The organism is Pantoea vagans, from assembly GCF_001506165.1.
Taxonomy (GTDB): Bacteria; Pseudomonadota; Gammaproteobacteria; order Enterobacterales; family Enterobacteriaceae; genus Pantoea; species Pantoea vagans_C.
In genome coordinates this window covers 730,379-755,828 of sequence record NZ_CP011427.1, presented here as the reverse complement: position 1 = coordinate 755,828, position 25,450 = coordinate 730,379, and the positions used below count along the sequence as shown (strand labels likewise).

Sequence of the window (25,450 nt, the reverse complement as noted above, 5' to 3'; positions counted from 1 at the left end):
CATAACGACGAAAACGCCGCTTATGTTTTGCTAAACAGCACCATGGATTCGAGATGGCTGGTATGTGGGAACATATCCAGCATCGCGACCCTTTCCAAATGGTAGCCCGCCGACAGTAATGCCTGACTGTCGCGCGCAAGTGTTGTGGGGTTACAGGAAACATAGACCACACGTTGCGGCGCAAGTTTAACCACATGCGACATCACACCGGCGGCGCCAGCGCGTGCTGGATCCAGTAACACCTTGTTGAAACCCTGCGCTGCCCAAGGCTGGTGGGCAACATCTTCCTCCAGGTTGTGCTGGAAAAAGCGGACATTTTTAAGATTATTCAGTTCAGCATTATACGCTGCCTGGCGGACTAATGCTGCAACACCCTCCACACCCACGGCATTTTGTACGAACTTTCCTACCGGCAATGTGAAGTTACCCATACCGCAAAACAGATCCAGCACCCGATCGTCTGGCTGCAGATCCAGCCATTCAATGGCTTTCGCCACCATCTGCTGATTCACGCCGTCATTAACCTGAATAAAATCTTGCGGGCTAAAAGTCAGTTTTAAATCATAAGATTGGTAGAAAGGTGCGTATTCGCCCAGCGGCTGCAAGCTGTCACTGCCGTTGGCCAGATAACACATCAACTTGTGCTCATGCGAAAAGCGTTCCAGTTTTGCACGATCGCCAGCGGACAATGCATCAAGATGACGCAGCACCATCAGCGGCCCATTATCGGCCAGTACCAGCTCCAGGTGGCCCAAACGCCTGACCGCATTTAAGCTGCTGAGGCAGCGGTGCAAGGGTTGCAATAATGCCTCAAGCTCGGGCACCAAAACGGGGCACTGAGTTAACGCCACCAGATCATTACTCGCCGCCTGACGGAATCCCATCTGCAAACGTTGCTGTTTTGGTTGCCACTGCAACCCCAAACGCGCACGACGGCGATAGCCCCAAGGGGCACCGCTGATGATTTCATCCACACGCACCGGCAAGAGCGTATCCCGGTTGAGCATGCGGCTGAGCGCGCGCGCTTTACTTTCCTCCTGCAGTTCAACCGCCGCATGTTGCTGCTGGCAGCCGCCGCACACGCCGAAATGCACACAGCGCGGTTTCTCACGCTGCGCACTTGGGTTGGTGATCTTATTGGCTTTGGCTCGCGCGTACTGACGTTTGTCCTCCAGCACCGTGACCTCAGCCTGTTCACCCGGCAGCGCGCCGCTGACAAACATCGCCTTACCTTTATGGCGCGCAACACCTTGTCCGAAGGGATCAAGGTCTTCAATGGTGACGGTAATACGTTGCTTAGTCGTCACGCGCTGTTTTGCGGAGTAAAATTGCGCCATAGTGTTGTGAATTCTCTATATTAATTGGGTGTGCCGCCGCTACCGGAACGAGCACAGGGATAAAAATGCCAGGAGTCGCCAGGCCACAATTATGACCAAATACAGCCTGCGGGCGCGAATGATGATTTTGATACTGGCGCCAACGCTAATGATTGGCCTGCTGCTCAGTACCTTCTTCGTGGTTCACCGCTATAACGAATTACAGCATCAGGTACGCGACGCGGGCTCGAACATCATCGAGCCGCTGGCCGTATCGAGCGAATATGGCATGACCTGGCACAACCGCGATGCGATTCGCGAGTTGGTCAGCCTGTTGCATCGTCGTCATTCGGATATTGTCCGTGCCATTACCATTTTCGACAACAACAATCACATCTACGTCACCTCAAACAACAATCAAAATCTCGCGCTGCTGCAAAAAGAGGATATCTCGACGCTGGAGGATGGCGTCTCCGTTGAGCGTCACGGCAGTGTAATGGTGCTGCGCACGCCGATTATCTCTGAACGCTACTCCGTGGATGAGCTGCCGGGCGAAGATGCCAAACCGGCGGGCAATCCACTCGGCTATGTCGCCATCGAACTGGATCTGCAATCCGTGCGGCTGGAGCAGTATAAAGAGGTGTTCGTCGCCACTCTGCTGCTGCTGTTCTGCTTGTGTATCGCCATGCTGTTTGCCTATCGCCTGATGCGCGATGTCACGGGGCCGATTCGCAATATGGTCTCCACGGTTGACCGTATCCGCCGTGGCCAGCTCGACAGCCGTGTAGATGGGTATATGCTGGGCGAGCTGAGTATCCTGAAAAATGGCATCAACGCGATGGCGATGTCGCTGACCGCCTATCACGAAGAGATGCAGCAAAATATCGATCAGGCGACCTACGATTTACGCGAAACGCTGGAACAGCTGGAGATTCAAAACGTCGAGCTGGATCTGGCGAAAAAGCGCGCCCAGGAAGCGGCGCGTATCAAATCAGAATTCCTCGCCAACATGTCCCACGAGTTGCGTACGCCGCTAAATGGCGTGATTGGCTTTACGCGTCAGATGCTGAAAACCGGCCTCAGTACCAACCAACGCGATTACATGAGCACCATCGAACGTTCCGCCAACAACCTACTGAGCATTATTAATGATGTGCTCGACTTCTCGAAGCTGGAAGCGGGCAAGCTGGTGCTGGAGTCGATCCCCTTCCCGCTGCGCGCCACGCTGGATGAAACCCTGGTGCTATTGGCACCTTCGGCCCATGAAAAAGGTCTGGAGATCACCGTTTGTCTGGAGAAACAGGTACCAGACAATGTGATTGGTGACCCGTTACGCTTGCAGCAAATCCTGATCAATCTGCTGGGTAACGCGATCAAGTTCACCGAACGCGGCCACATCGATTTACGCGTAGAACTGCGCAGTATCAGCACAACACGGGTGGAGCTGGAACTGCAGGTTCATGACACTGGCATTGGTATCTCAGAGCAGCAGCAGTCGCAGCTTTTCCAGGCATTCCGTCAGGCGGATGCCAGTATCTCGCGTCGCCATGGCGGCACGGGATTAGGTCTGGTGATTACCCAGAAACTGGTGAGTGAGATGGGTGGCGAGATCGCCTTCCACAGCCGTCATAATCAGGGCTCGACCTTCTGGGTGCATATCCATCTCGATCTCAATCCTAATGCACCGCCAATTCCTCGTATGCTGGATGATTTGCGCCCCGTCCCGCTCGCCTACATTGAACCCCACGCCGCAGTCGCCAAAGCGGTGCGGGAGATGCTCAGCATTACGCCGTTGCAGGTACAGCATTTCGCCACGCTGGAAGAGATGCCCGACGCAGATTTCCCGCTACTGCTAATGGGATTACCGGTTAATGAACCCCATCCCGCGACCCTGTCTGATGCATTGATTGAGCGCCTGCGGTCACGCGCCGATTCGGTGCTGCTGGCGCTGCCGAGCGAAATGATGCTGTTTGCGGACGATCTTCGTGCGCGTGGCATTGCGGGATGCATTGCTAAACCCATCTCTCTGACGCGCCTGCTGCCGATGCTGCTGGATTTGCACAGTCGAGACAGCGATGTGCCCGCGCGCAGCGCTCGCCAACCGCTGACGGTGATGGCGGTGGACGACAACCCTGCCAACCTGAAACTGATTGGCGCACTGCTGGAGGAGCAGGTGCAGCACATCATACTGTGCGACAACGCGGAACAGGCGATCCGCCAGGCGCGGTTGCACAAGCTGGATGTAATCCTGATGGACATTCAGATGCCCGATATCGATGGGATCCGTGCCAGTGAAATCATCCGTAGCCTGCCGCTGCACGCCAATACGCCGATTGTGGCCGTCACCGCACATGCTTTGGATGGTGAGCGCGAGCAGCTGATTGGCGCAGGCATGAACGACTATCTGGCGAAGCCCATCGATGAAAACAAGCTGAACCAACTGCTGCAACGTTATGCACCGAATAGCGTCCCGGCTCAGCCAACACAGCCGAACGTCGCACCGTCTCTCGACTGGACGCTGGCCTTGCGCCAGGCAGCCAACAAGCCGGATTTGGCGCGCGACTTACTGCAAATGCTGCTGGATTTTCTGCCCGAAGTGGAAGAACGCGTGGAGCATTTTATTGCGAGCAATGATGTGGCGGGGCTGCGCGAAATTATCCATAAGCTGCACGGCAGCGCCAGCTACAGCGGCGTGCCTCGCCTGAAACAGCTGTGCCAGCAGTTGGAGAAGAGTTTGCATCAGGAGAGTGATATCGCGGCGCTGGAGCCTGAACTGCTGGAACTGAGTGACGAGATGGCGAACGTGGCAAGGGAAGCGCGGAAAGTGTTAGGGGCGAGATGATGTTTGGCTGTTGTTGCCCTCAGTGCCCCTCACCCTAACCCTCTCCCGCAAGGGGGAGAGGGGACAGTTAACTGCGGTTATTTAAAATTTACACTGACATTCAATATCGCTGGATCTGCTCCCTCTCCCACTATGTGGGAGAGATCTGGGGTGAGGGCCAACATTCATTACAACCCTTGCCCTGCCTTAATGGTCGCGGCGACATTGCGCGCCGTGAGCCGCACATTCTGTGCCGCATTGGCCAGCGCATCTTCCAGTGAGCCAATGCTGAACAGCACGCTAAACACCGCATCCAGCCCGTGCTGATGCACCACGCCGACGTCCGCCGTCAAGCTGCCCGCAATGCCAATTACCGGTTTATTGAATTGTTTGGCGACCTTTGCCACGCCAATCGGCACTTTGCCGTTAATCGTCTGGCTATCAATCCGTCCTTCGCCAGTGATCACTAAATCGGCATCTTTCACCTGCTCGGCTAACCCCAACGCTTCAGTGACAATTTCAATGCCTCGGCGCAACTCAGCCTGGCAAAATGCATGCAGCGCCGCACCCATGCCACCGGCGGCACCACCACCAGCAATGTGCAGCACATCAATATCCAGATCGCGATGAATAATGCCCGCATAATGTTCCAGCGCCTGATCCAACTGCTTCACCAGTTCCGGCGTTGCGCCCTTTTGCGGGCCGAAAATCGCCGACGCGCCATCTTCACCGGTTAGGGGGTTGGTCACATCGCAGGCGACTTCAATGCGACACTGCTGCAGGCGGGCATCCAGCTGATCGATCTCAATCCGTGCCAGCTGCGGTAATGCCCCACCGCCGAAAGCAATCTCATTGCCCTGCTTATCCAGCAAGCGCGCGCCGAGCGCCTGCATCATGCCGGATCCGCCATCGTTGGTGGCGCTGCCACCAATGCCGATGATGATATGGTCCACGCCACGGTCGAGTGCGTTTTTAATCAACTCGCCGGTACCGAAAGAGTTGGTCATCAGCGGATCGCGCTGTGCGGGCGGCACCAACTCCAATCCACTCGCGGCAGCCATTTCGATAAATGCCGTGCGCGCATCGCCGGATAAGCCATAAAAGGCCTCCACTGGCGCGCCCAACGGTCCAGTGACATTCAACCTGACAAGGCTACCTTGTGTGGCGGCCACCATCGCTTCTACCGTGCCTTCCCCCCCGTCGGCGACCGGTATTTTTACGTATTCGGCTTCGGGAAAGATTTCGCTAAATCCCGCTTCTATTGCCGAAGCCACTTCCAGGGCAGACAAACTCTCTTTATATGAATCCGGTGCGATGACAATTTTCATAGGCAATCCGAGCGCGGTGAATGACGGTTTTCCGTCCGGCTAATGCAGTAAGCGGTCCGGCATCCTCAGACACCGGACGTGCAAACTACCGGGTGATCTCTACCTGAGCTAATTTTTCATAATAGCAAGCCAGCGCGCTATGGTCGGAAGTGCCTTTGCCATCCACCTTCAGCGCCTGCATCATCTCCATCACCGCGGCAGTCAATGGCAGATGGGCGCCAATGCCATGTGAAGTATCCAGTGCATTGGCTAAGTCTTTGATATGCAGATCAATGCGGAAACCTGGCTTGAAATTACGATCCAGCACCATTGGCGCTTTGGCGTCCAGCACCGTGCTGCCCGCCAGTCCGCCGCGAATGGCCTGATAAACCAGTTCAGGATTCACGCCCGCTTTGGTCGCCAGCGACAGGGCTTCTGACATGGCAGCGATGTTAAGCGCCACAATCACCTGGTTTGCCAGCTTAGTGACGTTGCCTGCACCGATATCTCCGGTATGCACCACCGAACCCGCCATCGCTTTCATGATGTCGTAGCACTGGTCAAACACCGCTTTATCGCCACCGACCATCACTGACAAGGTGCCTTCAATCGCTTTAGGCTCGCCACCGCTCACCGGCGCATCAAGCATCTTGATGCCTTTTTCTGCCAACGCATCGTGCACTTCGCGGCTGGCTAATGGCGCGATGGAACTCATATCGATGACGATCAGCCCCGGTTTGGCCCCTTCGATAATGCCATTGGTGCCCAGGCAGACTTCTTTAACCTGTGGTGAATTGGGCACCATAGTGATCACCACATCCACCTGTTCAGCCACCTCTTTTGGCGTTTTCGCCACGGTTGCACCCAGCTCCACCAGTTCGGCTTCGTTGCTGACATTGTGGTCACGTACTACCAGTGAATAACCGGCTTTCACCAGGTTTTTACTCATCGGTTTGCCCATAATACCGAGGCCGATAAATCCAATTTTCATTGCCTTTCCCCTATGTCAGTTATTTCTTAAATTTGTCGCACAACGCCTGCGTGGCGTTACGGAACACACCCAAATCGCTGCCCACCGCAACAAAAGTGGCACCCCATTCCAGATAACGGCGCGCATCCGCTTCCACCGGGGCAAGAATGCCGCTCGGTTTGCCCGCCGCTTTGGCACGTTCAAAGATGTGCTTAATCACTTTCAATACTTCAGGATGCGCAGGCTGGCCGAGATAGCCAAGCGCGGCAGACAAGTCACCCGGACCGACAAAAATGCCATCCACGCCATCCACTGCGGCAATCGCATCAATGTTGTCGACTGCCTGCTGCGTTTCGATCTGCACCAGCACCGTGATGTTGTCATTGATGGTGGCGTTGTATTCCGGCAGCGTGCCGTACATGTTGCTGCGATGCGAAACGGATACGCCGCGGATCCCCACCGGCGGATAGCGTGTAGATGCCACGGCACGAATCGCCTCTTCCTCGGTTTCCACAAACGGCACCAGGAAGTTGTAGAAACCGATATCCAGCAAACGCTTAATAATGATCGGTTCATTGCATGGCGGACGCACCACCGGCGCACTGTGGCTACCTTTCAACGCCATCAACTGCGGAATGAAAGTGGTAATGTCGTTTGGCGCATGTTCGCCATCCAGTACCAGCCAGTCAAAGCCCGCCAGTCCCAATACTTCAGTTGAAATCGGGCTGGCAAGTGCACACCAGCTACCAATCAGAGTTTCCCCTGCCAGTAAACGGCGACGAAAATGGTTCGGCCAGGCATTGCTCATTGTCGTTACTCCTGTCGGTTACAGCAGGCACCCGCACGGGGTGCCGGAATCGTTAGCGCACCAGGCACGGACGTTTGTTATCAAAGGTCCAGTTCGGTACGAGGAACTGCATAGCCTGCGCATCATCGCGCGCACCTAAACCGTGTTTCTGATACAGCGCGTTGGCTTGCATCACCTGATCCATATCCAGCTCCACGCCCAGCCCCGGTTTTTGTGGGACCTGCACCATGCCGCCTTTGATCTGGAACGGCTCTTTGGTCAGACGCTGATTGCCTTCCTGCCAGATCCAGTGGGTATCGATGGCGGTGATAGCACCCGGCGCGGCCGCGGCGACATGGGTGAACATCGCCAGTGAAATGTCGAAGTGGTTGTTGGAGTGTGAACCCCAGGTCAGGCCAAAGTCGTGACACATCTGCGCCACGCGCACCGAACCTTGCATGGTCCAGAAGTGAGGATCGGCCAGCGGGATGTCCACGGACTGCAGTGACAGCGTGTGGCCCATTTGACGCCAGTCGGTGGCGATCATGTTTGTCGCCGTAGGCAGGCCCGTGGCACGGCGGAATTCCGCCATCACTTCACGACCGGAATAGCCCTGCTCTGCACCACAAGGATCTTCCGCATACGCCAGCACACCTTTCAGTTGCTTACCGAGCAGAATTGCCTCATTTAAAGACCATGCGCCGTTGGGATCGAGTGTCACTCGCGCCTGCGGGAAACGCTTCGCCAGCGCCGTGACCGCTTCCGCTTCTTCACCGCCGCGCAGCACACCGCCTTTGAGTTTGAAATCGTTGAAACCGTATTTCTCATACGCCGCTTCCGCCAGACGCACCACGGTTTCCGGCGTCAGTGCTTCTTCATGGCGTAGGCGATACCAGTCGCATTTATCATTTTCCTGGCTCTGATACGCCAGCGAGGTTTTCTTCCGATCGCCAACGTAGAACAGGTAACCGAGCATTTCGACGCGGTCACGTTGCTGACCATCACCGAGCAGTGACGCCACATTGACACCAAGATGCTGGCCGAGCAGATCCAGCAACGCGGCTTCGATGCCGGTGACCACATGAATGGTGGTACGCAGGTCAAAGGTCTGGTTGCCGCGTCCGGCAGAGTCGCGATCGGCAAAGGTACTGCGCACCAGGTTGAGAATGTTTTTATATTCGCCGACGGTTTTCTGCACCACCAGTGCCGCCGCGTCTTCCAGCGTCTGACGAATCTTCTCGCCGCCAGGAATTTCACCCACGCCGGTATGGCCGGCGTTATCTTTGATGATGACGATGTTGCGAGTGAAGAACGGCGAATGGGCGCCACTCAGGTTGAGCAACATACTGTCGTGACCGGCCACTGGAATGACCTGCAACGAGGTAATTTTCGGGGTCTGACTCATTTCCTGCTCCTTATGCATGACTGCGACCGAAGGCCGGGCGCTTGCGGTCGAATGACCAACCGGGAACCAGATACTGCATTGCCGTGGCGTCATTACGTGCGCCCGCCGGCAGGGATTTGTAGAGGGCATTGGCTTGGTGGATACGGTCCCAATCCAGCTCAACACCCAGCCCTGGTTTGTCCGGCACGGCAATTTTGCCGTTGCGGATTTGCAGTGGCTCTTTGGTCAGGCGCTGATCGCCCTCCTGCCAAATCCAGTGGGTATCAATCGCCGTGGGTTTACCCGGTGCAGCAGCGCCAACGTGGGTAAACATTGCCAGAGAAATGTCGAAGTGGTTGTTAGAGTGGCAACCCCAGGTCAGGCCCCAGTCGTCACACAGCTGCGCGACTCGCACCGCGCCACTTAGCGTCCAGAAATGTGGATCCGCCAGTGGGATATCCACGGAGTTGAGCATCACCGCATGATTCATCTCACGCCAGTTGGTGGCGATCATATTGGTGGCGACCGGCAACCCGGTGGCGCGACGGAATTCGGCCATCACTTCACGCCCGGAATAACCTTGTTCAGCACCGCACGGATCTTCGGCGTAAGTCAGCACATCACCCATGCCTTTGCACAAGCGAATCGCTTCATCGAGTGTCCAGGCTCCGTTGGGATCGACTGTGATACGAGCATCCGGGAAGCGCTTCTTCAGCGCGGCCGCCGATTCAATTTCCTGCTCGCCCGGCAATACACCGCCCTTGAGTTTGAAATCTTTGAAGCCGTATTTGTCCTGTGCCGCTTCTGCCAGACGAACCACCGCCTCCGGTGTCAACGCTTCCTGATGACGCAGGTGATACCAGTCGTGACTGGCGCCTTCGCCGGTCAGATACGGCAAATCGGTTTTGCGACGATCGCCAAGGTAAAACAGATAGCCCAGCACCGTGACTTCATCGCGCTGTTGACCGGGGCCAAGCAATTCTGCCACCGGCACGCCAAGACACTGACCCAACAGGTCGAGCAGTGCTGCTTCCAGCGCAGCCACGGCATTGACGCGCAGTTCAAACGTCCAGGCACCTTTGCCAAAGGTGTCGAAATCCGCAGACTGGTTGCCTTTGTGCACCTGCTGCACCAGGCGATTCATGCGAGCCACCTGCTGGCCTTTAACCTGTGGAATCGCTTCGACCAGCGTTTGATAGATGGTCTCACCACCTGGCGCTTCACCCACGCCGGTATGGCCAGCGCTATCGGTTAACACCACGATATTGCGGGTAAAACAGGCGCTGTGTGCGCCGCCAATGTTCAGCAGCATGCTGTCGTAACCGGCAACCGGGATCACCTGCATATCGGTGATCACCGGGGTACTTTGCGTGTTCATACTCAGTCCTTATGCCCGATGTTTGAGTTCGATGCGTTTGATATCGCCCGTAATGAACAGGAAGCTAAACGCAGCAACAAAGGCGTGAATGCCGACATAAATCAGCGCCCCCTCGAAAGAACCGGATGCCGCGATGATGTAGCCAATGGCAATCGGCGTGACGATGCCGGAGAAGTTGCCAAACATGTTGAACAAACCGCCGCTTAACCCGCTGATCTCTTTCGGTGCGGTATCCGCCATCACCGCCCAGCCCAACGCACCAATGCCTTTACCGAAGAAGGCCAGCGCCATAAACAGCACCACGACCCACTCTGTTTCGGTGTAGTTACACATCACCATGCTGATAGAGAGCAGCATGCCAACCACAATCGGGGTTTTACGCGCAATATTCAGTGAACCGGTTTTACGCATCAGGTAGTCGGAAATCACACCGCCCAACACCCCGCCCAGGAAGCCACAGATAGCCGGAATCGAGGCGATCATGCCTGCTTTCAGGATTGACATGCCGCGTGCCTGCACCAGATACACCGGGAACCAGGTGATAAAGAAGTAGGTCAGTGCGTTAACGCAATACTGGCCGAGATAGATGCCCCACATCATGCGGGTCGAGAGTAGCTGCTTGATTTGATACCACTTTTCATCCCAGCTCACTTTGCGCTCTGATTTTTTGGCATCCATATTGATCAGTGCGCCGCCTTGCTCCATGTACTCCAACTCGGCTTTGTTCACGCCAGGGTGGTTATTCGGATCATGCATAAACTTCAGCCAGACGAAGCTGAGGATGATGCCCAGTCCGCCCATGAACCAGAACACATGCGCCCAGCCCACTTCCGCCACCAGCCAGCCCATGATTGGGGCGAAAATCACCGTGGCGAAATACTGTGCCGAGTTGAATATCGCCACGGCAGTGCCGCGCTCTTGTGCCGGGAACCAGGCTGCCACAATGCGGCTGTTGCCGGGGAACGAAGGTGCCTCCGCCAGGCCAACCAGGAAGCGCAACAGGAACAGTGAAATGACGATGCCAAAGCCACTGAACAGGTCAACGAAACCTTGCAGCAAAGTAAACAGCGACCACAGGAAAATGCTCCAGAAGTAGACGCGTTTTGAACCAAAGCGGTCGAGCAGCCAGCCGCCAGGAATTTGCCCAATCACGTAAGCCCATGAGAAGGCGGAGAAGATATATCCGAGACCGACCGAGTCGAGGCCGATATCTTTAGACATGGCAGAACCGGCAATCGAGATGGTTGCGCGGTCACCGTAGTTGAACGACGTGACGATAAATAACATCACCACAATCCAGTAACGGGCATTGGTGCGTTTTTGCACGGCTTCCGCTGTCTGGCTGAAACTATTCATGCTGCACTCCTGAAATATAGCGAACGCTACATTCACTCTGACTGCATACACATCGCGTTGGGTATCAGAATGATGTCGGGTTAAACACGGCGATTGTTGTTGTGGCAAAACGATGATGCGTCGTGACAAATAACCAAACGTTTGAAGAACGAGAATCAGTATAGGAACAGCATGGAGGCGAAACACTGGAAGGACGCCCGACAATGCAGGTCAATTAGCAAAGAATTTATGGCATCTGCACATAACGCTGCGGCATGGCTCACGGAACCACATCACGCATGGTCAAATTGATTAAAAAGCAGACTATGGGTGCGCACTTTGTGAGTCTCTTCACTTGCGTTTGGCAAAACGTCCCAAACTCAGCCAATAAAAGTGCTTAATGCCAGTCAGTTGCACAATGCGCCGCCCAATACCCCTGCATATACTGAGGCTGGCAAAAAATGATGTCGTGATGGAAGCATTTACACCGCGCTGCCATGTACAGTGCGACGAACTGGAAGGTGAGCAATGAACCGACCGCTTACAGAAAAACCGCTTTATATAAAAGTACATGACGCCGATAACGTGGCGATCGTGGTTAATAATCAGGGTCTACCTGCTGGCACGCGCTTTGACGATGGCCTGCAGCTCACAGAGCATGTCCCGCAAGGGCATAAAGTGGCGCTGGTTGATATCCCTGAAAACGGTGCGATTCTGCGCTATGGCGAAGTGATTGGCACCGCCCTGCGCCCCATCGCCCAAGGCAGCTGGATTGAAGAATCTCTGGTGGCGTTACCCGAAGCGCCACCGCTAAACAGCCTGCCATTGGCCAACAATGTGCCTCCGGCACTGCCCCCGCTGGAAGGCTACACTTTTGAAGGCTATCGCAACGCTGATGGCAGTGTCGGCACCCGCAATCTGTTAGGCATCACCACCAGCGTGCACTGCGTCGCTGGGGTTGTGGATTACGTTGTGCAGATGATTGAACGCGATTTACTGCCGCGCTATCCCAACGTTGATGGCGTTGTCGCCTTAAATCATCTCTATGGTTGTGGTGTGGCGATCAACGCCCCTGCGGCTGTGGTGCCGATCCGCACCATTCATAACCTTGCGCTCAATCCTAATTTCGGTGGCGAAGTGATGATCGTCAGCCTGGGTTGCGAGAAGCTGCAACCCGAGCGATTGCTCACCGGCACACCCGACGTGCAGGCAATTTCGCTGGATGACCATGACATTGTGCGTTTGCAAGACGAACGGCATGTCGGCTTCGGCGCGATGGTGGATGAAATTCTGCAGGTGGCCGAGCGCCATTTGAAAAAGCTGAACCAGCGCCAGCGTGAAACCTGCCCGGCTTCAGCGTTGGTGATCGGCACGCAGTGCGGTGGCAGTGACGCCTTCTCGGGTGTGACTGCCAATCCCGCCGTGGGTTTCGCCTCGGATTTGCTGGTGCGCTGCGGGGCAACAGTGATGTTTTCCGAGGTTACCGAAGTGCGTGATGCCATTCATCTGCTGACACCCCGAGTAGTAGATGAAAGCGTGGGCAAACGCCTGCTGGAAGAGATGGCGTGGTATGACGACTACCTCAGCCAGGGGCAGACTGATCGCAGCGCTAACCCTTCACCGGGCAATAAAAAAGGCGGCCTGGCTAACGTGGTGGAAAAAGCGCTGGGTTCGATTGCCAAGTCAGGTCGCAGCCCGATTGTGGAAGTGCTGTCACCCGGTCAGCGTCCGACCCAACGTGGCTTGATCTATGCCGCCACGCCAGCCAGTGACTTTGTATGTGGCACCCAACAGATGGCATCCGGTATCACCTTGCAGGTGTTTACCACAGGTCGCGGCACGCCCTATGGTTTAGCCGCTATTCCGGTGATCAAGATGGCCACGCGTAATGCGCTGGCTGAGCGTTGGCATGATTTGATGGATATTAATGCAGGCACCATAGCGACCGGCGAAGAGAGCATTGAGCAGGTCGGCTGGCGGTTGTTTGAATTAATTCTGGAGATCGCCAGCGGTCGTAAGCAGACATGGTCCGATCGTTGGGGGATTCGTAATCAGCTGGCGGTGTTTAATCCGGCGCCGGTGACGTAACCTTTCCCCTCACCCTAACCCTCTCCCGCAAGCGGGAGAGGAAACCGACCGAACATTCTGAAGCAAAACAGTCCCACCTTTACTGCCAGAGCCGCACAGAGTGCCCCCTCTCCCGCTTGCGGGAGAGGGCAACATCTATTTCATCAATTACAACAATTTACCCCAGCTCTCCACCCAAGGCGTGGTCACCGATTCTGGCTCTGGATCTTCTGTTGCATCCACCAGCAGCACTTCGCCAATACGTTGCGCGCTCTGCTCTTGCAAGGTGGCATCGAAGGTTTTACCCGCGCCGCAGAAATTGTCATAGCTGCTGTCACCCAGCGCGATCACGCCATAGCGCAGCTCTGGCTGATAGCCCAACTCATCGCGAACTTTCACATATAAACGCGCGATATTGTCGGGGAAATCCCCCTGACCGGTGGTTGAGGTCACGATGAGAATCACGTCTTTGCTGTAAGCCTGCCAGTCGGCCAGCGTTGCATCTTCAAACACCTTCACTTCATGGCCTTGCTCTTCCAGCACCGGCTGAGACTCTTCAGCCACCAGCAGCGCGTTGCCGTAAACCGTACCTGTAAAAATGCCAATCTTTGCCATCTTGCCGCTCCTTTATTCTGTTGGCTTATCCTGGACTGCCTCGTCGGCAAACTCAACCCTGGGAACCTCAGGGATCTGATCCTGCCAGCCAAAGTGTTGCAGCATTTGCTGCCAGACGCGATCCAGGCCTGCACGAATCACCAGCGGCTCACCGGTAACCGGATGAGTAAGGCTGAGGCTGCTGGCGTGCAGCATCAAACGATTCATCCCAAAATGCTCAGCAGCACCACGATTTTGACGCAGATCGCCGTGGGCGCTGTCGCCAATGATTGGATGGCGCAAATGCACCATATGGCGACGCAGCTGATGTTTACGACCGGTATGCGGAGACATCTCTACCAGGGTGTAGCGGGCACTGTTGTAGCGGCTAATGGCGACGGGCATTTCCACCTGCGCCAGTGAGCGATAATCCGTCACGGCATCCTGAGCAGTACGTTCCTGGTTGGCAAACTTATCGGCTATCTTATCCAGCTCTTCCATCAGCGGATAATCGAGTGTCGCGCTGCCGTCGAGCCAGCCGCGCAGCACCGCGTGATAGGTTTTCTGCATTTGATGCTGCTCGAACTGCTGTGATAACAGATGGGCCACTTCGCTGGACAAGGCCATCAACAACACACCTGAGGTCGGGCGATCGAGACGATGAACGGTGAAAACGTGCTGACCAATTTGATCGCGCACCGTTTGCATCACCACCACTTTTTCGTCGCGATCCAGCCAACTGCGGTGCACCAGCCAACCGGACGGTTTATTGACGGCAACCAGCCATTCATCTTGGTAGAGGATTTCCAGCATCAGGCAGTCGGGTCCTGAAACAGTGCGTCAAACTGGCCCAGTGCCAGTAGCAGCGCAGCGTGACCTGGCGTGCTGTCTGCCAGTGAAACTTCATAATAAGGCGTGACGGCGAAATTTTGTGGCAGCGGTGCACCCGCTTCAATCAAGGCGTGAAAACGAGGGATAAGCACCCACTGCAGCCATTCCAGCGGCTCAAGTGTATCGAGACAAAAAGGCTCGCTGCTGGCGAAGGCTTCCGCTTCAGGGGGCTGGGTCTGCCAGTGGTCATGTTCGCGCATCACCGCTTCGACCTGCTGCAGCCGTTGAATAATCATTTGCGACGACATACGCCACCTCCAGAGAAAATTGGGCGGCAAGCATATCACTAGTCAGTCAATGCGCAAAAAAGCCATAAAAAAAGGGAGCACTGTGATTACAGTGCTCCCGGTTTCGTTTGCAGCATTCCCGCCACCGCTGTGCTCCCTGCTCATCCATGACAACTGTTCCTGCGCTTTCCATTGCCTGTCATCATGACATTTGTCCTTAGCATCCTGGCCCACCACATCCAACGTGGCTCTCATTCTCCATCCTGGAGGTGTCCTTAACTCAATCCTGAGTGTCCTGCTTCATCCTGAAGCCTTCCGTGTGTCGTAAGCTCCGTTACGCTCCTGCCGCTTGGCTGACATTCTCCTGAACGTCTCTTCATCCCTGGCTTCCTGCCAGTGGTGACTATTCTGTCAGAAACCATCGCAATAACAAGCTAGTAAGAGGCGTTAATAGATTGAGTCAGATTATCTCTTTAGGAGAAACGCTATAAGCTCATGATTCACAATATTTTTACATCGAAGCCTTCCAGAAGGCTGCAAAATGATCTAGCGATCTCTCACACACGATGTGAGAGATCTCTTACAAAACAGATATCTTAACTCTGCTAATCAGGCAGTAAGCGGTTGTAAAGCATTAAGAAATATCTGAACATCCGCCGCCAGAACCTGACGATTTTTACTACCAGGCTGTTCCAGAATAACTTCGCCGGTTAAGTTGCAGACGGCAATCACATCCTGTTCTGATTCAGTTGTGGCAATAAACAATGTTGGACTCTGTTTCAGGCGGCGCTTCATCACCAAATGCCCAATCAGGTTTTCCTGCAAGCGGGTAAAGTCTGATTCACTCCACACCTGTAATAGCGTAATTGGCCGCTGCTCAAAGCTGGCCGTCATATCACCGGCAAATTGTGACGTGTAGAAGGCAGTGATCTCTGGTTGCAACTGAATATCCAGCGCGCGCTCAACCGCTTCCAGCGTCGCTGGCAGCGTAAAGGGTTGTGGCTGCCATAACACGCGATCTTCCAGTGTGCTTACAATGCAGGGTGAAGGCACACCTAACAGATCGGCACTGGCAGGCAGCTGGCCGGATTGTTGTTGCCATAGCTGAACATAACGGGCGGTAAATTCACGCAGGGCGTCTGCGGTTTGCTGCATCATTCATCTTCTCGCTTATGATCGGTTACACTTAGCCACTTTGATGGAATTTAGTGGTAACCGATATGTCTTCTGAAAACCGCGATCAGGCATTAAGCGGCCTGACCTTAGGTAAGCCCACGGCTTATGTTGATCGCTACGATAACACGCTGTTGCAATCCGTGCCGCGCAGCCTGAATCGTGAACCGCTTGGGCTTTACCCGGATAATTTGCCATTCCAGGGCGCCGATATCTGGACACTGTACGAACTCTCCTGGCTGAACAGCAAAGGCGTGCCGCAGGTAGCAGTGGGCGAAGTCGTACTCCGCGCCGATAGCGAAAACCTGATCGAGTCCAAGAGCTTCAAGCTTTATCTTAACAGTTTTAACCAGACGGTTTTCGCCGACTGGGGTGAAGTGCGCCAAACGCTGGAACGCGACTTACGTGCCTGCGCCAACGGTGAAGTTGGCGTTGCGCTCTTTCGCCTGAGTGAAGTCGAAGGTCAGCCGATTGGCCATTTCAACGGCGAAGTGATTGACGAGCAGGATATCGAAATCCAAGACTATGCTTTCAATGCCGACTATTTAGCGCAGGCAGCGGGAAGCGAAGTGGTTGAAGAAACCCTGGTGAGCCATTTGCTGAAATCGAACTGCCTGATTACACATCAGCCCGATTGGGGTTCAGTGATGATTCGCTACAAAGGCCCACGCATTGATCGTGAAGCTCTGCTGCGCTATTTGATCTCTTTCCGTCAACACAATGAATTCCATGAGCAGTGCGTTGAGCGCATTTTTAACGACATTCAGCGCTTTTGCCTGCCAGAATGCCTCACTGTTTACGCACGTTACACGCGCCGTGGTGGGTTGGATATCAATCCCTGGCGTAGCAATGTGCCCTTCTCTCCCACTTTCTCCCGCTTGGTTCGCCAGTAACAGATTGCGAGGCACCTCGCAGGCCGCTGCACGGATGCGCGGATGCACTTGAGCATTCACCGCGGACAACGTTACTCTGTCAAAGGCGCGAGGAGTCAAACCTGCGTTCCAAGGATTTTCGTCACTGCGTTCAGTCAGTTAAGCGCAGCGTCATCAGTCACGCCTTTGCGTGTAAAGGAGTTCTCTTGATTACACATATTAGCCCTCTTGGCTCAATGGATCTGCTCTCCCAGTTGGAAGTCGACATGCTGAAGCAAACCGCCAGTAGCGACCTTTACCAACTGTTTCGTAACTGCTCGCTGGCGGTGCTGAATTCCGGCAGCCAGACCGACAGTAGTCAGGAACTGCTTTCCCGCTTTGAAAACTTTGATATCAATGTGTTACGCCGTGAGCGCGGGGTAAAACTTGAGCTGATTAATCCGCCGGAAGAGGCGTTTGTCGATGGGCGAATTATCCGCTCGCTGCAAGCCAACCTGTTTGCCGTGCTGCGCGACATTCTGTTTGTGAATGGCCAACTTGAGCGCAGCGATCAACAAAATGCCGATGATTCCGCGCACATCACCAACCAGGTGTTTTCTATTCTGCGTAATGCCCGCGCGCTGCACATCGGCGAGTATCCCAATACCGTGGTGTGTTGGGGTGGCCACTCCATTAATGCAGTGGAGTATCAGTATTGCCGTAACGTAGGGACCCAAATGGGTCTGCGTGAACTGAACATTTGCACCGGTTGCGGGCCTGGCGTAATGGAAGCGCCAATGAAAGGGGCCGCCGTCGGCCATGCACAGCAGCGCTACCACGACAGCCGTTTTATCGGCCTGACAGAGCCATCCATTATTGCGGCAGAGCCCCCGAACCCGTTGGTCAATGAACTGATCATCATGCCGGATATCGAAAAGCGCCTCGAAGCCTTTGTGCGTATTGCACATGGCATTGTGATCTTCCCAGGCGGGGTCGGTACTGCGGAAGAGCTACTGTATCTGCTGGGCATTTTGATGAACCCGCATAACAGCGATCAGGTGCTTCCGTTGATCCTGACCGGGCCAAAAGAGAGCGCAGATTACTTCCGTGTGCTGGATGATTTCATCGTTAACACCCTGGGCGAAACCGCACGCAAGCACTACAAAATCATCATTGATGACGCAGCAGAAGTGGCGCGTCTGATGAAGAAAGCCATGCCGCAGGTGAAAGAATACCGTCGTGAAACAGGTGATGCTTACAGCTTTAACTGGTCGATTCGTATCGCCCCTGAGCTGCAGGTTCCTTTCATGCCGACCCATGAAAACATGGCCAACCTGAAACTTTTCCCGAACCAACCAGCAGAGAAACTGGCTGCTGACCTGCGTCGTGCCTTCTCTGGCATCGTCGCCGGAAACGTTAAAGAAGTGGGCATCCGTGAAATTCGCGAGAAAGGTCCGTACAAACTGCACGGGGATGCCGATTTGATGCATCGCATGGACGAACTGCTGCAGGGCTTCGTGGCCCAGCAGCGAATGAAGCTGCCAGGTAGTGCCTACATCCCGTGCTACGAAATCATTAAATAACCCATCAGGAAGGCAGCCCGCGGGCTGCCGCTATCATTATGTCGTTTCATCTTCTTATTATTGATGCGCTAAACCTGATCCGCCGCCTGCATGCCGTGCAAGGCACGCCTTGCCGCGATGCCTGTGTCGCGGCACTGCATCAGCTGTTAGGCCACACACAGCCGACACATGTGGTAGCAGTATTTGACAGCCAAGACCGCCATCCCGGCTGGCGACATCAGCTGTTGCCCGATTACAAAGCTGGTCGCCCACCGATGCCAGACGATTTGCAGCTGGAGATGCCCGCCATTCAGCAAGCGTTTGAGTCCGTGGGCGTCAGCTGTTGGGTGGCCAATCTGGACGAAGCAGACGATCTCGCCGCCACCCTGGCAGTGAAAATGGCCGATGCCGGACATCAGGCCACCATCGTGTCTACCGACAAAGGTTATTGTCAGTTGCTGGCACCGAACATCCGTATCCGCGATTATTTCCAAAAACGCTGGTTAGATGTGCCTTTCATTGAGCAGGAGTTTGGTGTTTCCCCCCTTCAGTTGCCTGATTACTGGGGATTATGTGGCATCAGTAGCAGTAAAATTCCCGGCGTGACAGGCATAGGCCCCAAAAGCGCCCGTGAGTTACTGATGCAATTCGGCACGCTGGAAGCCCTCTACCAGCAGCTCGATCAGGTGCCCGATAAGTGGCAGAAGAAGTTGCGGGATCATCAACACATGGCAGAAATTTGCCGCCAGGTCTCGACGTTGAAACGCGATTTGGTGTTGCAGGGTAATTTGAATACGTTGCGGTATAAGGCGTAAGTACAGAATTGTAGTGGCAAGCAGGCGCAGCCAACGCACCTGCAGCGCGAAGTATGACGGGAAATTATCCTGCAAATAATTTGTGCTACAGCAAGGCGGCAAGCTTGGGAGTCCCCGGGAGCATACACTAGTATGTGACCGGGGCGAGCAGGCGCTGCCAACGCACCTGCAGCGCGAAGTATGACGGGAAATTAGCGTTCGTCGCGACGGCCACCGACCGCCGCCCACAACCTTCTTACGTGAACGGTAATCTCTTCGCGATCGTGATACAGCTGGCGCGCCTGAATTTGCGCATTCACGCCCTTCTCTTTCAGCGCAGCATCGATCATCGCCAGGTTCTGCGTCACTTCCTCATAACGCTTTTTCATCGGCAGCTTGAGGTTGAAGATCGCCTCGCGGCACCAGCCGTTGACCAACCACTCGGTCATTAAACTCGCGACACGCACCGGTTTCTCTACCATATCGCACACCAACCAGCTGATGTTGTTGCGTGTCGGACGGTATTTGAAGCCATCTTCACGGCAATGCGTAACCTGTCCGGTATCCATCAGGCTTGGCGCCATCGGACCGTTATCGACAGAATAAACCCACATGCTGCGCTTCACTAACTGATAGGTCCAGCCACCTGGGCAGGCCCCGAGATCCACCGCATACATACCGCTCGCCAGGCGCTCATCCCACTCATCAGCCGGGATAAACACATGAAACGCCTCTTCCAGCTTCAGGGTTGATCGGCTTGGTGCATCGGATGGGAACTTGAGGCGCGGAATACCCATATAGAACGGTGAGTTGTTGTCAGACAGCGAATAACCGACATAGCAGGTGCCCGGTGCAATAAAGAATACGTGCACCACCGGGCGCTTCGGCGATTCGTAATTCAGCAGAATCTTGCTCTCGCGCAGGCTGGCGCGCAGTGGCACGGTCAACTTGCGGCAGAACTTAGTGAGTTCTTTGGCTTCGTTGGTGTCCGGTACTTCAACACGCAGCTCGCCGCCCTTCTCCACCACACCTGTCAGCATGCCGACAATCGGCGTAATGCGATCTTCCGGCGGTAAGTCACGCAGCAACTCACCGACCACTAGCATTTGTCGCGCAAAAATAAGCTCGGCAAACGGCAAGTTTTTAATCAGCTTTTCCGCATCTTCTTGCTGGTAACATTCAAACAGCACATAGCCGGAGTCATCCTTTACGCGTGGGAAACCGTAGATTTCACGCTCTGCGGCTTTGGCACTGATTTCCGCCGCACACTCTTTTTCAAATCCTGGACGGCAATAGAGTAAAACTTTATTCATGGCGATCTGCCTTTCGTTTCAGACGCAGCGCGCCAATCAACATCAAGAACCAACCAATCAGGAAGCACAAACCTCCTACTGGCGTGACAAAAACCCAAAACTTCATATGCGACAGCGCTAAACAGTAGAGACTGCCGCTGAATAACACGGTGCCGAGCGCCAGTAGCGCGCTGCTCCAGTAGAACCAGATGTTGGCGCGACGCAGCATCGCCGCCCCCAGACCAATCACCGCCAGCGTATGATACGCCTGATATTCAAGACCGGTATGAATCCACGCCATTTCGGCTGGGCCAAGCGACTTGCTCAGCACATGCGCCCCAAAAGCACCAAATGCCACCAACAGAAACCCGCTGATGGCCGCAAACACAAACATGGCACGACTGGACATTCAGTAATCCTCAAAGATGAAACCGCACATCACTGTGCAGTAATCAACGTATTAGTGATCGTAGCGAAAGCGGAATTTTTCTTGTTCATGGGCCGCTTTTTCCAGAATCCACTGACGAAAGGCGGCTATTTTACCCAGTTCTGTCTGACTGTCATGACAAACCAGATAAAAAGCGTTTTTACTCACTAACACATCATTAAATGGGCAGACCAAACGCCCAGCCTCAATCTCACTCTGTGCCATCACGTTGTTGGCCAGCGCCACGCCCTGACCATGGATCGCCGCCTGTAATACCATGGCACTGTGGCTGAAAATCGGTCCCTGCTGCACGTTGATGTGCTGCAAGCCTAGCTGGCGAATATAGGATTGCCAGTCACGCCGTGAGGCATCATGCAGTAACGTAAAATGGGCTAAATCAGCAGGGGTTTTAAGCGGATGCTCACCCGTCAGCAACATCGGAGAACAGACCGGCAACAGATATTCGGCATACAGTTTTTCTACCCGCAGTCCTGGCCAATTGCCACGACCATAGAAAATAGCGACGTCGACATCGTCGGCCAGTTTCTCTTCATCCCGGTCTACAGCCTGGATCCGCACATCAATGCCCGGATAAGCCATATTAAAGCTTGAAAGACGCGGAACCAGCCACTGAATAGCAAAACTGGGCAGCAGGCTGACGGTCAACGCTCCCTTCGCACTGCGCGCCTGAAGTTTGCGCGTGGCATCATTGATGGCAGAGAAAATCTCTTTAATGTCCAGATAGTAGCTTTGCCCATCTTCAGTCAGTAAAAGCGAACGATTCCTCCGCCGAAATAGCTTAAGACCAAGGAAATCTTCCAGAGATTTAATCTGATGGCTAACAGCTGCCTGGGTAACAAACAGCTCTTCAGCCGCTTTAGTAAAGCTCAGATGGCGGGCCGCTGCGTCGAAAACACGCAATGCATTGAGCGGGGGAAGGCGTTTTGACATGGTTTTCCGTCTACGGATTTACAAGGTAATAGTCCAACTTATACAAAGTCGCTACGTATTAGTTTTTTTAATCCGAGACATTATAATTTGTCCGTTGAGGAAGCTCCAGCAAATACCTATAGTTGCCGCACTTCCTGAGCCGGAACGAAAAGATTTCTGGAAACGTGCGAGAGATCGCAGACTTTTGGAGAGCTTTTGGCTTGTGGTCGTGATGTTGTGTTTGCATTTTGATCTGACGATTGCAGATCAAGCTTTTAATTCCTGTAGATTTACCCTGTCTGTCCAAGTGATTTTAAGTAGCACCGCAAATTGCGGTGCTTTTTTTTACCCAAAATTTACTGTCCCATCTCTGCCATCTCTTTGACATCTGTACGGTTAATCTGCTGCTTGTTGCCATTGGCATCTTTATAGCTGATCATACCGGTTTCATCGTCAACTTTCGGTTTGCCGCTCGCAACAATGGTGCGACCATCGTTGGTATGCATCACGTAATTGCTGGAACAAGCAGCCAGGGTAAAGGCCATCGTACACACGGCCAGCACTGCGGTAAGTTTTTTCATCTTCTATCTCCTTGCAGATTGATTGCATTAAACCATCCGCACGCTGAACAAAGGCAGCTAAAGTGAAATCGACTGGTTAAGGTCAATTCTTTATGCGGGTTTCGGTTCAAACCTTGCAATAATTAGCATAACGCGCTTTTCCAGCTTTGCCAGGTAACAGACCGGCTTTCAGCCTGGTCCTAACATTCAATACAGTGGGCTGAGTATGACCATTTTTTCTCCAACCGCCTTTCGCCAGCAGTTTCCCGCGCTGAGTGATGCCGGTGTCTATCTCGACAGCGCCGCGACCGCCCTGAAGCCACAAGCGGTGGTTGACGCCACCTCTCAGTTCTATTCGCTCAGTGCAGGCACCGTACATCGTAGCCAGTTTAAAGCGGCTCGCGTGCTGACAGAGCAGTACGAAAATGCACGTGGACTGGTGGCCCGCTGGATCCATGCCGCCGACGACCGCCAGATTGTCTGGACGCGTGGCACCACAGAAGCCATCAATCTGGTGGCCAACAGCTGGCTGGCTCCTCGCCTGCAACCGGGTGATGAAATAGTCGTGAGTGAAGCTGAGCATCACGCGAACCTGGTGCCGTGGTTAATGCTGGCGCAAGCCAAGGGGGCAAAAGTGGTGAAGTGGCCGATTGGCGAAGATCGTCTCCCGGACATTAATCTGTTGCCCGAGCTATTAAACTCACGCACTAAACTCCTGGCCATTGGGCAGATGTCGAACGTAACCGGCGGCTGCCCCGATTTAGCGCAGGCCATTTCGCTGGCACATACCGTTGGTGCAAAAGTGATGGTGGATGGCGCACAGGGCGTGGTGCACACCCCGCCGAATGTTCAGGCATTGGATATCGACTTCTACGCCTTTTCCGCCCACAAGCTCTATGGCCCGATGGGTATTGGCGTGCTGTACGGCAAAGCAGAGCTGTTGGAAGAGATGGATGCCTGGCAAGGTGGCGGCAAGATGTTAACTCAGGTCGACTTCAATGGCTTCACTCCACAACCGGTCCCCTGGCGCTTTGAGGCAGGTACACCTAATGTTGCCGGCGTTGTCGGATTGAGTGCGGCGTTAGAGTGGCTTTCTCAGCATCACGCGGAGAAGGCCGAGATGTGGAGCCAGCAGCTTGCCAGTCTGGCTGAAGAGCAGTTGAGCGAGATCCCCGGTTTCCGCAGTTTCCGTTGTGGTCATGCCAGCCTGCTGTCGTTTGATATTGAGGGCATCCATCACAGTGATATTGTGACGCTGTTGGCAGAACAGGGCATCGCGCTGCGTGCAGGACAGCATTGTGCGCAACCCCTAATGACCGCGCTGGGTGTCAGCGGCACATTACGCGTCTCCTTCGCCCCCTATAATAATTTGCAGGACGTGGATGCGCTGGTGCGCGCTATGCTTCATACCGTGGAATTGCTGAGTGAATAACGCTATGACAACCTTGATTGGCTCGCATCCTTTTGGCGACGTGATTACCGCAGCCAGCCTGACTGAAAAGTTTACCCATTTTCACCAGTGGGAAGACCGCTACCGCCAGTTGATTCAACTCAGCCGCCAGCTGCCCGCGCTGCCAGAAGCGGTGAAAACCGCCGAAATTGAACTCAGCGGATGCGAAAACCGCGTGTGGCTCAGCAGCCAGTTGCTGCCCAACGGCACGCTGCATTTTTATGGTGACAGTGAAGGCCGTATCGTGCGCGGTTTACTCGCCGTTCTGCTAACCGCAGTGGAGGGCAAAACGCCAGCGGATCTGTTAGCACAGGATCCACTGGCGTTGTTTGATACCTTAGGCTTGCGCGCACAGCTCAGTGCTTCACGCAGCAGCGGTTTACAAGCGCTGGCGGACGCCGTGCTACGTGCCGCGCGCGCTCATCAATCTGCCTGACGCGCTGCACGGGCGAGGAATTTTTTCAGCGCATGTGAAACGGCAATAAAACCAAAGGTCGCGGTTACCATCGTCGCCGCACCGAACCCCGCCGCACAATCCATTCGTTTTGGACCTTCAGCGGTACTTTTCGAGGTACAGACGCTGCCATCCATCTGCGGATACACCAATGCTTCGGTCGAGAAGACGCAATCAATCCCTAACTTGCCTTTGCTGTTCTTCACAATCTTGAAGTCGCTTTTCAGCCGCTCGCGCAGCTTCGCCGCTAAAGGGTCCTGGATGGTTTTCGCCAGATCGCTGACCTGGATCTGCGTAGGATCGATTTGACCGCCCGCACCACCTGTGGTGATGAGCGGGATTTTATTACGGCGACACCACGCAATCAGCGCAGCTTTGGGGCGTATGCTGTCGATGGCATCGATCACATAGTCGAAACCAGCCGACAACAGTTCAGCGGTATTCTCTGGCGTGATGAAATCATCAATGCAGATCACTTCGCATTCGGGATTGATCGCCCGGATACGCTCGGCCATCACTTCGGTTTTTGCCTGCCCGACTTTACCCTGCAGCGCATGGATCTGACGATTGGTGTTGGTGATACAGACATCGTCCATATCGATCAGGGTGATTTTACCAATGCCCGTGCGTGCCAGCGCCTCAGCCGACCACGACCCGACGCCGCCAATGCCAATGACACAGAAATGGGCATCGGCAAAACGCTGCAGTGCATCCTGCCCGTACAAACGTCCCGTGCCACCAAAACGCTGCCGCCAGGCGTCGCTGACTACTTTCATATCAAGCCTTTAATTGCGGTGCGCAGGATTGCACACCCTGGAAAATAATGACGGTACTGCGGTGCGCGTAAATGCGTACCCTACAAAAAAATCATGGAATATGT

At 54.5% G+C, this 25,450-nt stretch carries 23 protein-coding genes; 7 read left to right on the top strand and 16 right to left on the bottom strand.

Annotation, left to right across the window (positions count from 1 at the left end; translation table 11 throughout):
• Window positions 1-20 precede the first annotated feature (20 nt).
• Window positions 21-1,337 (bottom strand): 23S rRNA (uracil(1939)-C(5))-methyltransferase RlmD, encoded by a 1,317-nt coding sequence (rlmD, locus tag LK04_RS03405; RefSeq protein WP_039330723.1) that lies wholly within the window; start codon window positions 1,335-1,337, stop codon window positions 21-23.
• A 91-nt stretch (window positions 1,338-1,428) separates the two neighbouring features.
• Between rlmD and barA the strand changes: the two genes are divergently transcribed.
• The gene (barA, locus tag LK04_RS03400) at window positions 1,429-4,158 is read left to right on the top strand and encodes a two-component sensor histidine kinase BarA (protein ID WP_039330722.1); all 2,730 of its coding nucleotides are present in this window, start codon (window positions 1,429-1,431) and stop codon (window positions 4,156-4,158) included.
• Between the two features lie 167 nt (window positions 4,159-4,325).
• Here the strand turns inward: barA and LK04_RS03395 are convergent, their stop codons facing one another.
• The 6 genes from LK04_RS03395 to LK04_RS03370 form a co-directional block, all read right to left on the bottom strand.
• The gene (locus tag LK04_RS03395) at window positions 4,326-5,465 is read right to left on the bottom strand and encodes a glycerate kinase (RefSeq protein WP_039330720.1); all 1,140 of its coding nucleotides are present in this window, start codon (window positions 5,463-5,465) and stop codon (window positions 4,326-4,328) included.
• 85 nt (window positions 5,466-5,550) lie between these two features.
• Window positions 5,551-6,435, bottom strand: a complete 885-nt coding sequence (garR, locus tag LK04_RS03390; RefSeq protein WP_039330718.1) for a 2-hydroxy-3-oxopropionate reductase — start codon at window positions 6,433-6,435, stop codon at window positions 5,551-5,553.
• A gap of 19 nt (window positions 6,436-6,454) precedes the next feature.
• Window positions 6,455-7,222 carry a 2-dehydro-3-deoxyglucarate aldolase gene (garL, locus tag LK04_RS03385; protein ID WP_039330716.1) on the bottom strand — a complete coding sequence of 256 codons (768 nt, stop codon included), beginning with the start codon at window positions 7,220-7,222 and terminating at the stop codon, window positions 6,455-6,457.
• Window positions 7,223-7,274: 52 nt separating this feature from the next.
• Window positions 7,275-8,606: a glucarate dehydratase gene (gene gudD / locus LK04_RS03380; RefSeq protein ID WP_039330715.1), complete on the bottom strand. Its 1,332-nt coding sequence runs from the start codon at window positions 8,604-8,606 to the stop codon at window positions 7,275-7,277.
• A 10-nt stretch (window positions 8,607-8,616) separates the two neighbouring features.
• Window positions 8,617-9,963, bottom strand: coding sequence for an enolase C-terminal domain-like protein (locus LK04_RS03375; RefSeq protein WP_039330713.1), 1,347 nt, complete (start codon window positions 9,961-9,963; stop codon window positions 8,617-8,619).
• 9 nt (window positions 9,964-9,972) lie between these two features.
• On the bottom strand, window positions 9,973-11,319 hold the full coding sequence (locus LK04_RS03370) for an MFS transporter (protein ID WP_039330711.1): 1,347 nt from the start codon (window positions 11,317-11,319) through the stop codon (window positions 9,973-9,975).
• Between the two features lie 507 nt (window positions 11,320-11,826).
• Here LK04_RS03370 and garD point away from each other — a divergent pair.
• Window positions 11,827-13,386 (top strand): galactarate dehydratase, encoded by a 1,560-nt coding sequence (garD, locus tag LK04_RS03365; protein WP_039330709.1) that lies wholly within the window; start codon window positions 11,827-11,829, stop codon window positions 13,384-13,386.
• Between the two features lie 147 nt (window positions 13,387-13,533).
• Here garD and LK04_RS03360 read toward each other — a convergent pair whose 3' ends face one another.
• The 4 genes from LK04_RS03360 to syd form a co-directional block, all read right to left on the bottom strand.
• Window positions 13,534-13,980, bottom strand: a complete 447-nt coding sequence (locus tag LK04_RS03360; protein ID WP_039330706.1) for a flavodoxin — start codon at window positions 13,978-13,980, stop codon at window positions 13,534-13,536.
• Between the two features lie 12 nt (window positions 13,981-13,992).
• Window positions 13,993-14,772, bottom strand: a complete 780-nt coding sequence (gene truC, locus LK04_RS03355; RefSeq protein WP_039330705.1) for a tRNA pseudouridine(65) synthase TruC — start codon at window positions 14,770-14,772, stop codon at window positions 13,993-13,995.
• Entirely contained in the window at window positions 14,772-15,098 is a 327-nt protein-coding gene (locus LK04_RS03350) for a YqcC family protein (protein WP_039330703.1), read from the bottom strand. Before LK04_RS03350 ends, truC begins: the two co-directional genes overlap by 1 nt.
• A gap of 588 nt (window positions 15,099-15,686) precedes the next feature.
• The gene (gene syd / locus LK04_RS03340; protein WP_039330699.1) at window positions 15,687-16,235 is read right to left on the bottom strand and encodes a SecY-interacting protein; all 549 of its coding nucleotides are present in this window, start codon (window positions 16,233-16,235) and stop codon (window positions 15,687-15,689) included.
• Window positions 16,236-16,297: 62 nt separating this feature from the next.
• Between syd and queF the strand changes: the two genes are divergently transcribed.
• The 3 genes from queF to xni all read left to right on the top strand — a co-directional run bounded on the left by queF (window position 16,298) and on the right by xni (window position 19,478).
• On the top strand, window positions 16,298-17,143 hold the full coding sequence (queF, locus tag LK04_RS03335; protein ID WP_039330697.1) for an NADPH-dependent 7-cyano-7-deazaguanine reductase QueF: 846 nt from the start codon (window positions 16,298-16,300) through the stop codon (window positions 17,141-17,143).
• 185 nt (window positions 17,144-17,328) lie between these two features.
• Window positions 17,329-18,684 carry a nucleotide 5'-monophosphate nucleosidase PpnN gene (gene ppnN, locus LK04_RS03330; RefSeq protein ID WP_039330695.1) on the top strand — a complete coding sequence of 452 codons (1,356 nt, stop codon included), beginning with the start codon at window positions 17,329-17,331 and terminating at the stop codon, window positions 18,682-18,684.
• A gap of 38 nt (window positions 18,685-18,722) precedes the next feature.
• Window positions 18,723-19,478 (top strand): flap endonuclease Xni, encoded by a 756-nt coding sequence (gene xni, locus LK04_RS03325; protein WP_039330693.1) that lies wholly within the window; start codon window positions 18,723-18,725, stop codon window positions 19,476-19,478.
• 191 nt (window positions 19,479-19,669) lie between these two features.
• Here xni and rlmM read toward each other — a convergent pair whose 3' ends face one another.
• The 4 genes from rlmM to LK04_RS03305 form a co-directional block, all read right to left on the bottom strand.
• On the bottom strand, window positions 19,670-20,770 hold the full coding sequence (gene rlmM, locus LK04_RS03320) for a 23S rRNA (cytidine(2498)-2'-O)-methyltransferase RlmM (RefSeq protein ID WP_039330692.1): 1,101 nt from the start codon (window positions 20,768-20,770) through the stop codon (window positions 19,670-19,672).
• On the bottom strand, window positions 20,763-21,158 hold the full coding sequence (locus LK04_RS03315; RefSeq protein WP_039330690.1) for a DUF423 domain-containing protein: 396 nt from the start codon (window positions 21,156-21,158) through the stop codon (window positions 20,763-20,765). The genes rlmM and LK04_RS03315 overlap by 8 nt, the downstream gene beginning before the upstream one ends.
• A gap of 51 nt (window positions 21,159-21,209) precedes the next feature.
• Window positions 21,210-22,127, bottom strand: coding sequence for a transcriptional regulator GcvA (locus LK04_RS03310; RefSeq protein WP_039330688.1), 918 nt, complete (start codon window positions 22,125-22,127; stop codon window positions 21,210-21,212).
• A 335-nt stretch (window positions 22,128-22,462) separates the two neighbouring features.
• On the bottom strand, window positions 22,463-22,687 hold the full coding sequence (locus tag LK04_RS03305; RefSeq protein WP_039330686.1) for a YgdI/YgdR family lipoprotein: 225 nt from the start codon (window positions 22,685-22,687) through the stop codon (window positions 22,463-22,465).
• Between the two features lie 205 nt (window positions 22,688-22,892).
• On the opposite strand from LK04_RS03305, the gene csdA reads away from it, so the two are divergent.
• Both csdA and csdE read left to right on the top strand, forming a co-directional pair.
• Window positions 22,893-24,098 carry a cysteine desulfurase CsdA gene (csdA, locus tag LK04_RS03300; RefSeq protein ID WP_039330685.1) on the top strand — a complete coding sequence of 402 codons (1,206 nt, stop codon included), beginning with the start codon at window positions 22,893-22,895 and terminating at the stop codon, window positions 24,096-24,098.
• Window positions 24,099-24,102: 4 nt separating this feature from the next.
• A complete protein-coding gene (gene csdE / locus LK04_RS03295) occupies window positions 24,103-24,552 on the top strand; it encodes a cysteine desulfurase sulfur acceptor subunit CsdE (protein ID WP_039330830.1) in 450 nt (149 codons plus the stop codon).
• On the opposite strand, the gene tcdA is transcribed toward csdE, so the two are convergent.
• Window positions 24,540-25,346, bottom strand: coding sequence for a tRNA cyclic N6-threonylcarbamoyladenosine(37) synthase TcdA (gene tcdA, locus LK04_RS03290; RefSeq protein ID WP_039330684.1), 807 nt, complete (start codon window positions 25,344-25,346; stop codon window positions 24,540-24,542). The two genes, csdE and tcdA, sit on opposite strands and share 13 nt — an antisense overlap.
• Between the last annotated feature and the right edge of the window lie 104 nt (window positions 25,347-25,450).

Excerpts from the sequence above, each read along its gene's own strand:
- rlmD (WP_039330723.1), bottom strand. The coding sequence starts at position 1,337 with ATGGCGCAATTTTACTCCGCAAAACAGCGCGTGACGACTAAGCAACGT.
- barA (WP_039330722.1), top strand. The coding sequence starts at position 1,429 with ATGACCAAATACAGCCTGCGGGCGCGAATGATGATTTTGATACTGGCG.
- LK04_RS03395 (WP_039330720.1), bottom strand. The coding sequence starts at position 5,465 with ATGAAAATTGTCATCGCACCGGATTCATATAAAGAGAGTTTGTCTGCC.
- garR (WP_039330718.1), bottom strand. The coding sequence starts at position 6,435 with ATGAAAATTGGATTTATCGGCCTCGGTATTATGGGCAAACCGATGAGT.
- garL (WP_039330716.1), bottom strand. The coding sequence starts at position 7,222 with ATGAGCAATGCCTGGCCGAACCATTTTCGTCGCCGTTTACTGGCAGGG.
- gudD (WP_039330715.1), bottom strand. The coding sequence starts at position 8,606 with ATGAGTCAGACCCCGAAAATTACCTCGTTGCAGGTCATTCCAGTGGCC.
- LK04_RS03375 (WP_039330713.1), bottom strand. The coding sequence starts at position 9,963 with ATGAACACGCAAAGTACCCCGGTGATCACCGATATGCAGGTGATCCCG.
- LK04_RS03370 (WP_039330711.1), bottom strand. The coding sequence starts at position 11,319 with ATGAATAGTTTCAGCCAGACAGCGGAAGCCGTGCAAAAACGCACCAAT.
- garD (WP_039330709.1), top strand. The coding sequence starts at position 11,827 with ATGAACCGACCGCTTACAGAAAAACCGCTTTATATAAAAGTACATGAC.
- LK04_RS03360 (WP_039330706.1), bottom strand. The coding sequence starts at position 13,980 with ATGGCAAAGATTGGCATTTTTACAGGTACGGTTTACGGCAACGCGCTG.
- truC (WP_039330705.1), bottom strand. The coding sequence starts at position 14,772 with ATGCTGGAAATCCTCTACCAAGATGAATGGCTGGTTGCCGTCAATAAA.
- LK04_RS03350 (WP_039330703.1), bottom strand. The coding sequence starts at position 15,098 with ATGTCGTCGCAAATGATTATTCAACGGCTGCAGCAGGTCGAAGCGGTG.
- syd (WP_039330699.1), bottom strand. The coding sequence starts at position 16,235 with ATGATGCAGCAAACCGCAGACGCCCTGCGTGAATTTACCGCCCGTTAT.
- queF (WP_039330697.1), top strand. The coding sequence starts at position 16,298 with ATGTCTTCTGAAAACCGCGATCAGGCATTAAGCGGCCTGACCTTAGGT.
- xni (WP_039330693.1), top strand. The coding sequence starts at position 18,723 with ATGTCGTTTCATCTTCTTATTATTGATGCGCTAAACCTGATCCGCCGC.
- rlmM (WP_039330692.1), bottom strand. The coding sequence starts at position 20,770 with ATGAATAAAGTTTTACTCTATTGCCGTCCAGGATTTGAAAAAGAGTGT.
- LK04_RS03315 (WP_039330690.1), bottom strand. The coding sequence starts at position 21,158 with ATGTCCAGTCGTGCCATGTTTGTGTTTGCGGCCATCAGCGGGTTTCTG.
- LK04_RS03310 (WP_039330688.1), bottom strand. The coding sequence starts at position 22,127 with ATGTCAAAACGCCTTCCCCCGCTCAATGCATTGCGTGTTTTCGACGCA.
- LK04_RS03305 (WP_039330686.1), bottom strand. The coding sequence starts at position 22,687 with ATGAAAAAACTTACCGCAGTGCTGGCCGTGTGTACGATGGCCTTTACC.
- csdA (WP_039330685.1), top strand. The coding sequence starts at position 22,893 with ATGACCATTTTTTCTCCAACCGCCTTTCGCCAGCAGTTTCCCGCGCTG.
- csdE (WP_039330830.1), top strand. The coding sequence starts at position 24,103 with ATGACAACCTTGATTGGCTCGCATCCTTTTGGCGACGTGATTACCGCA.
- tcdA (WP_039330684.1), bottom strand. The coding sequence starts at position 25,346 with ATGAAAGTAGTCAGCGACGCCTGGCGGCAGCGTTTTGGTGGCACGGGA.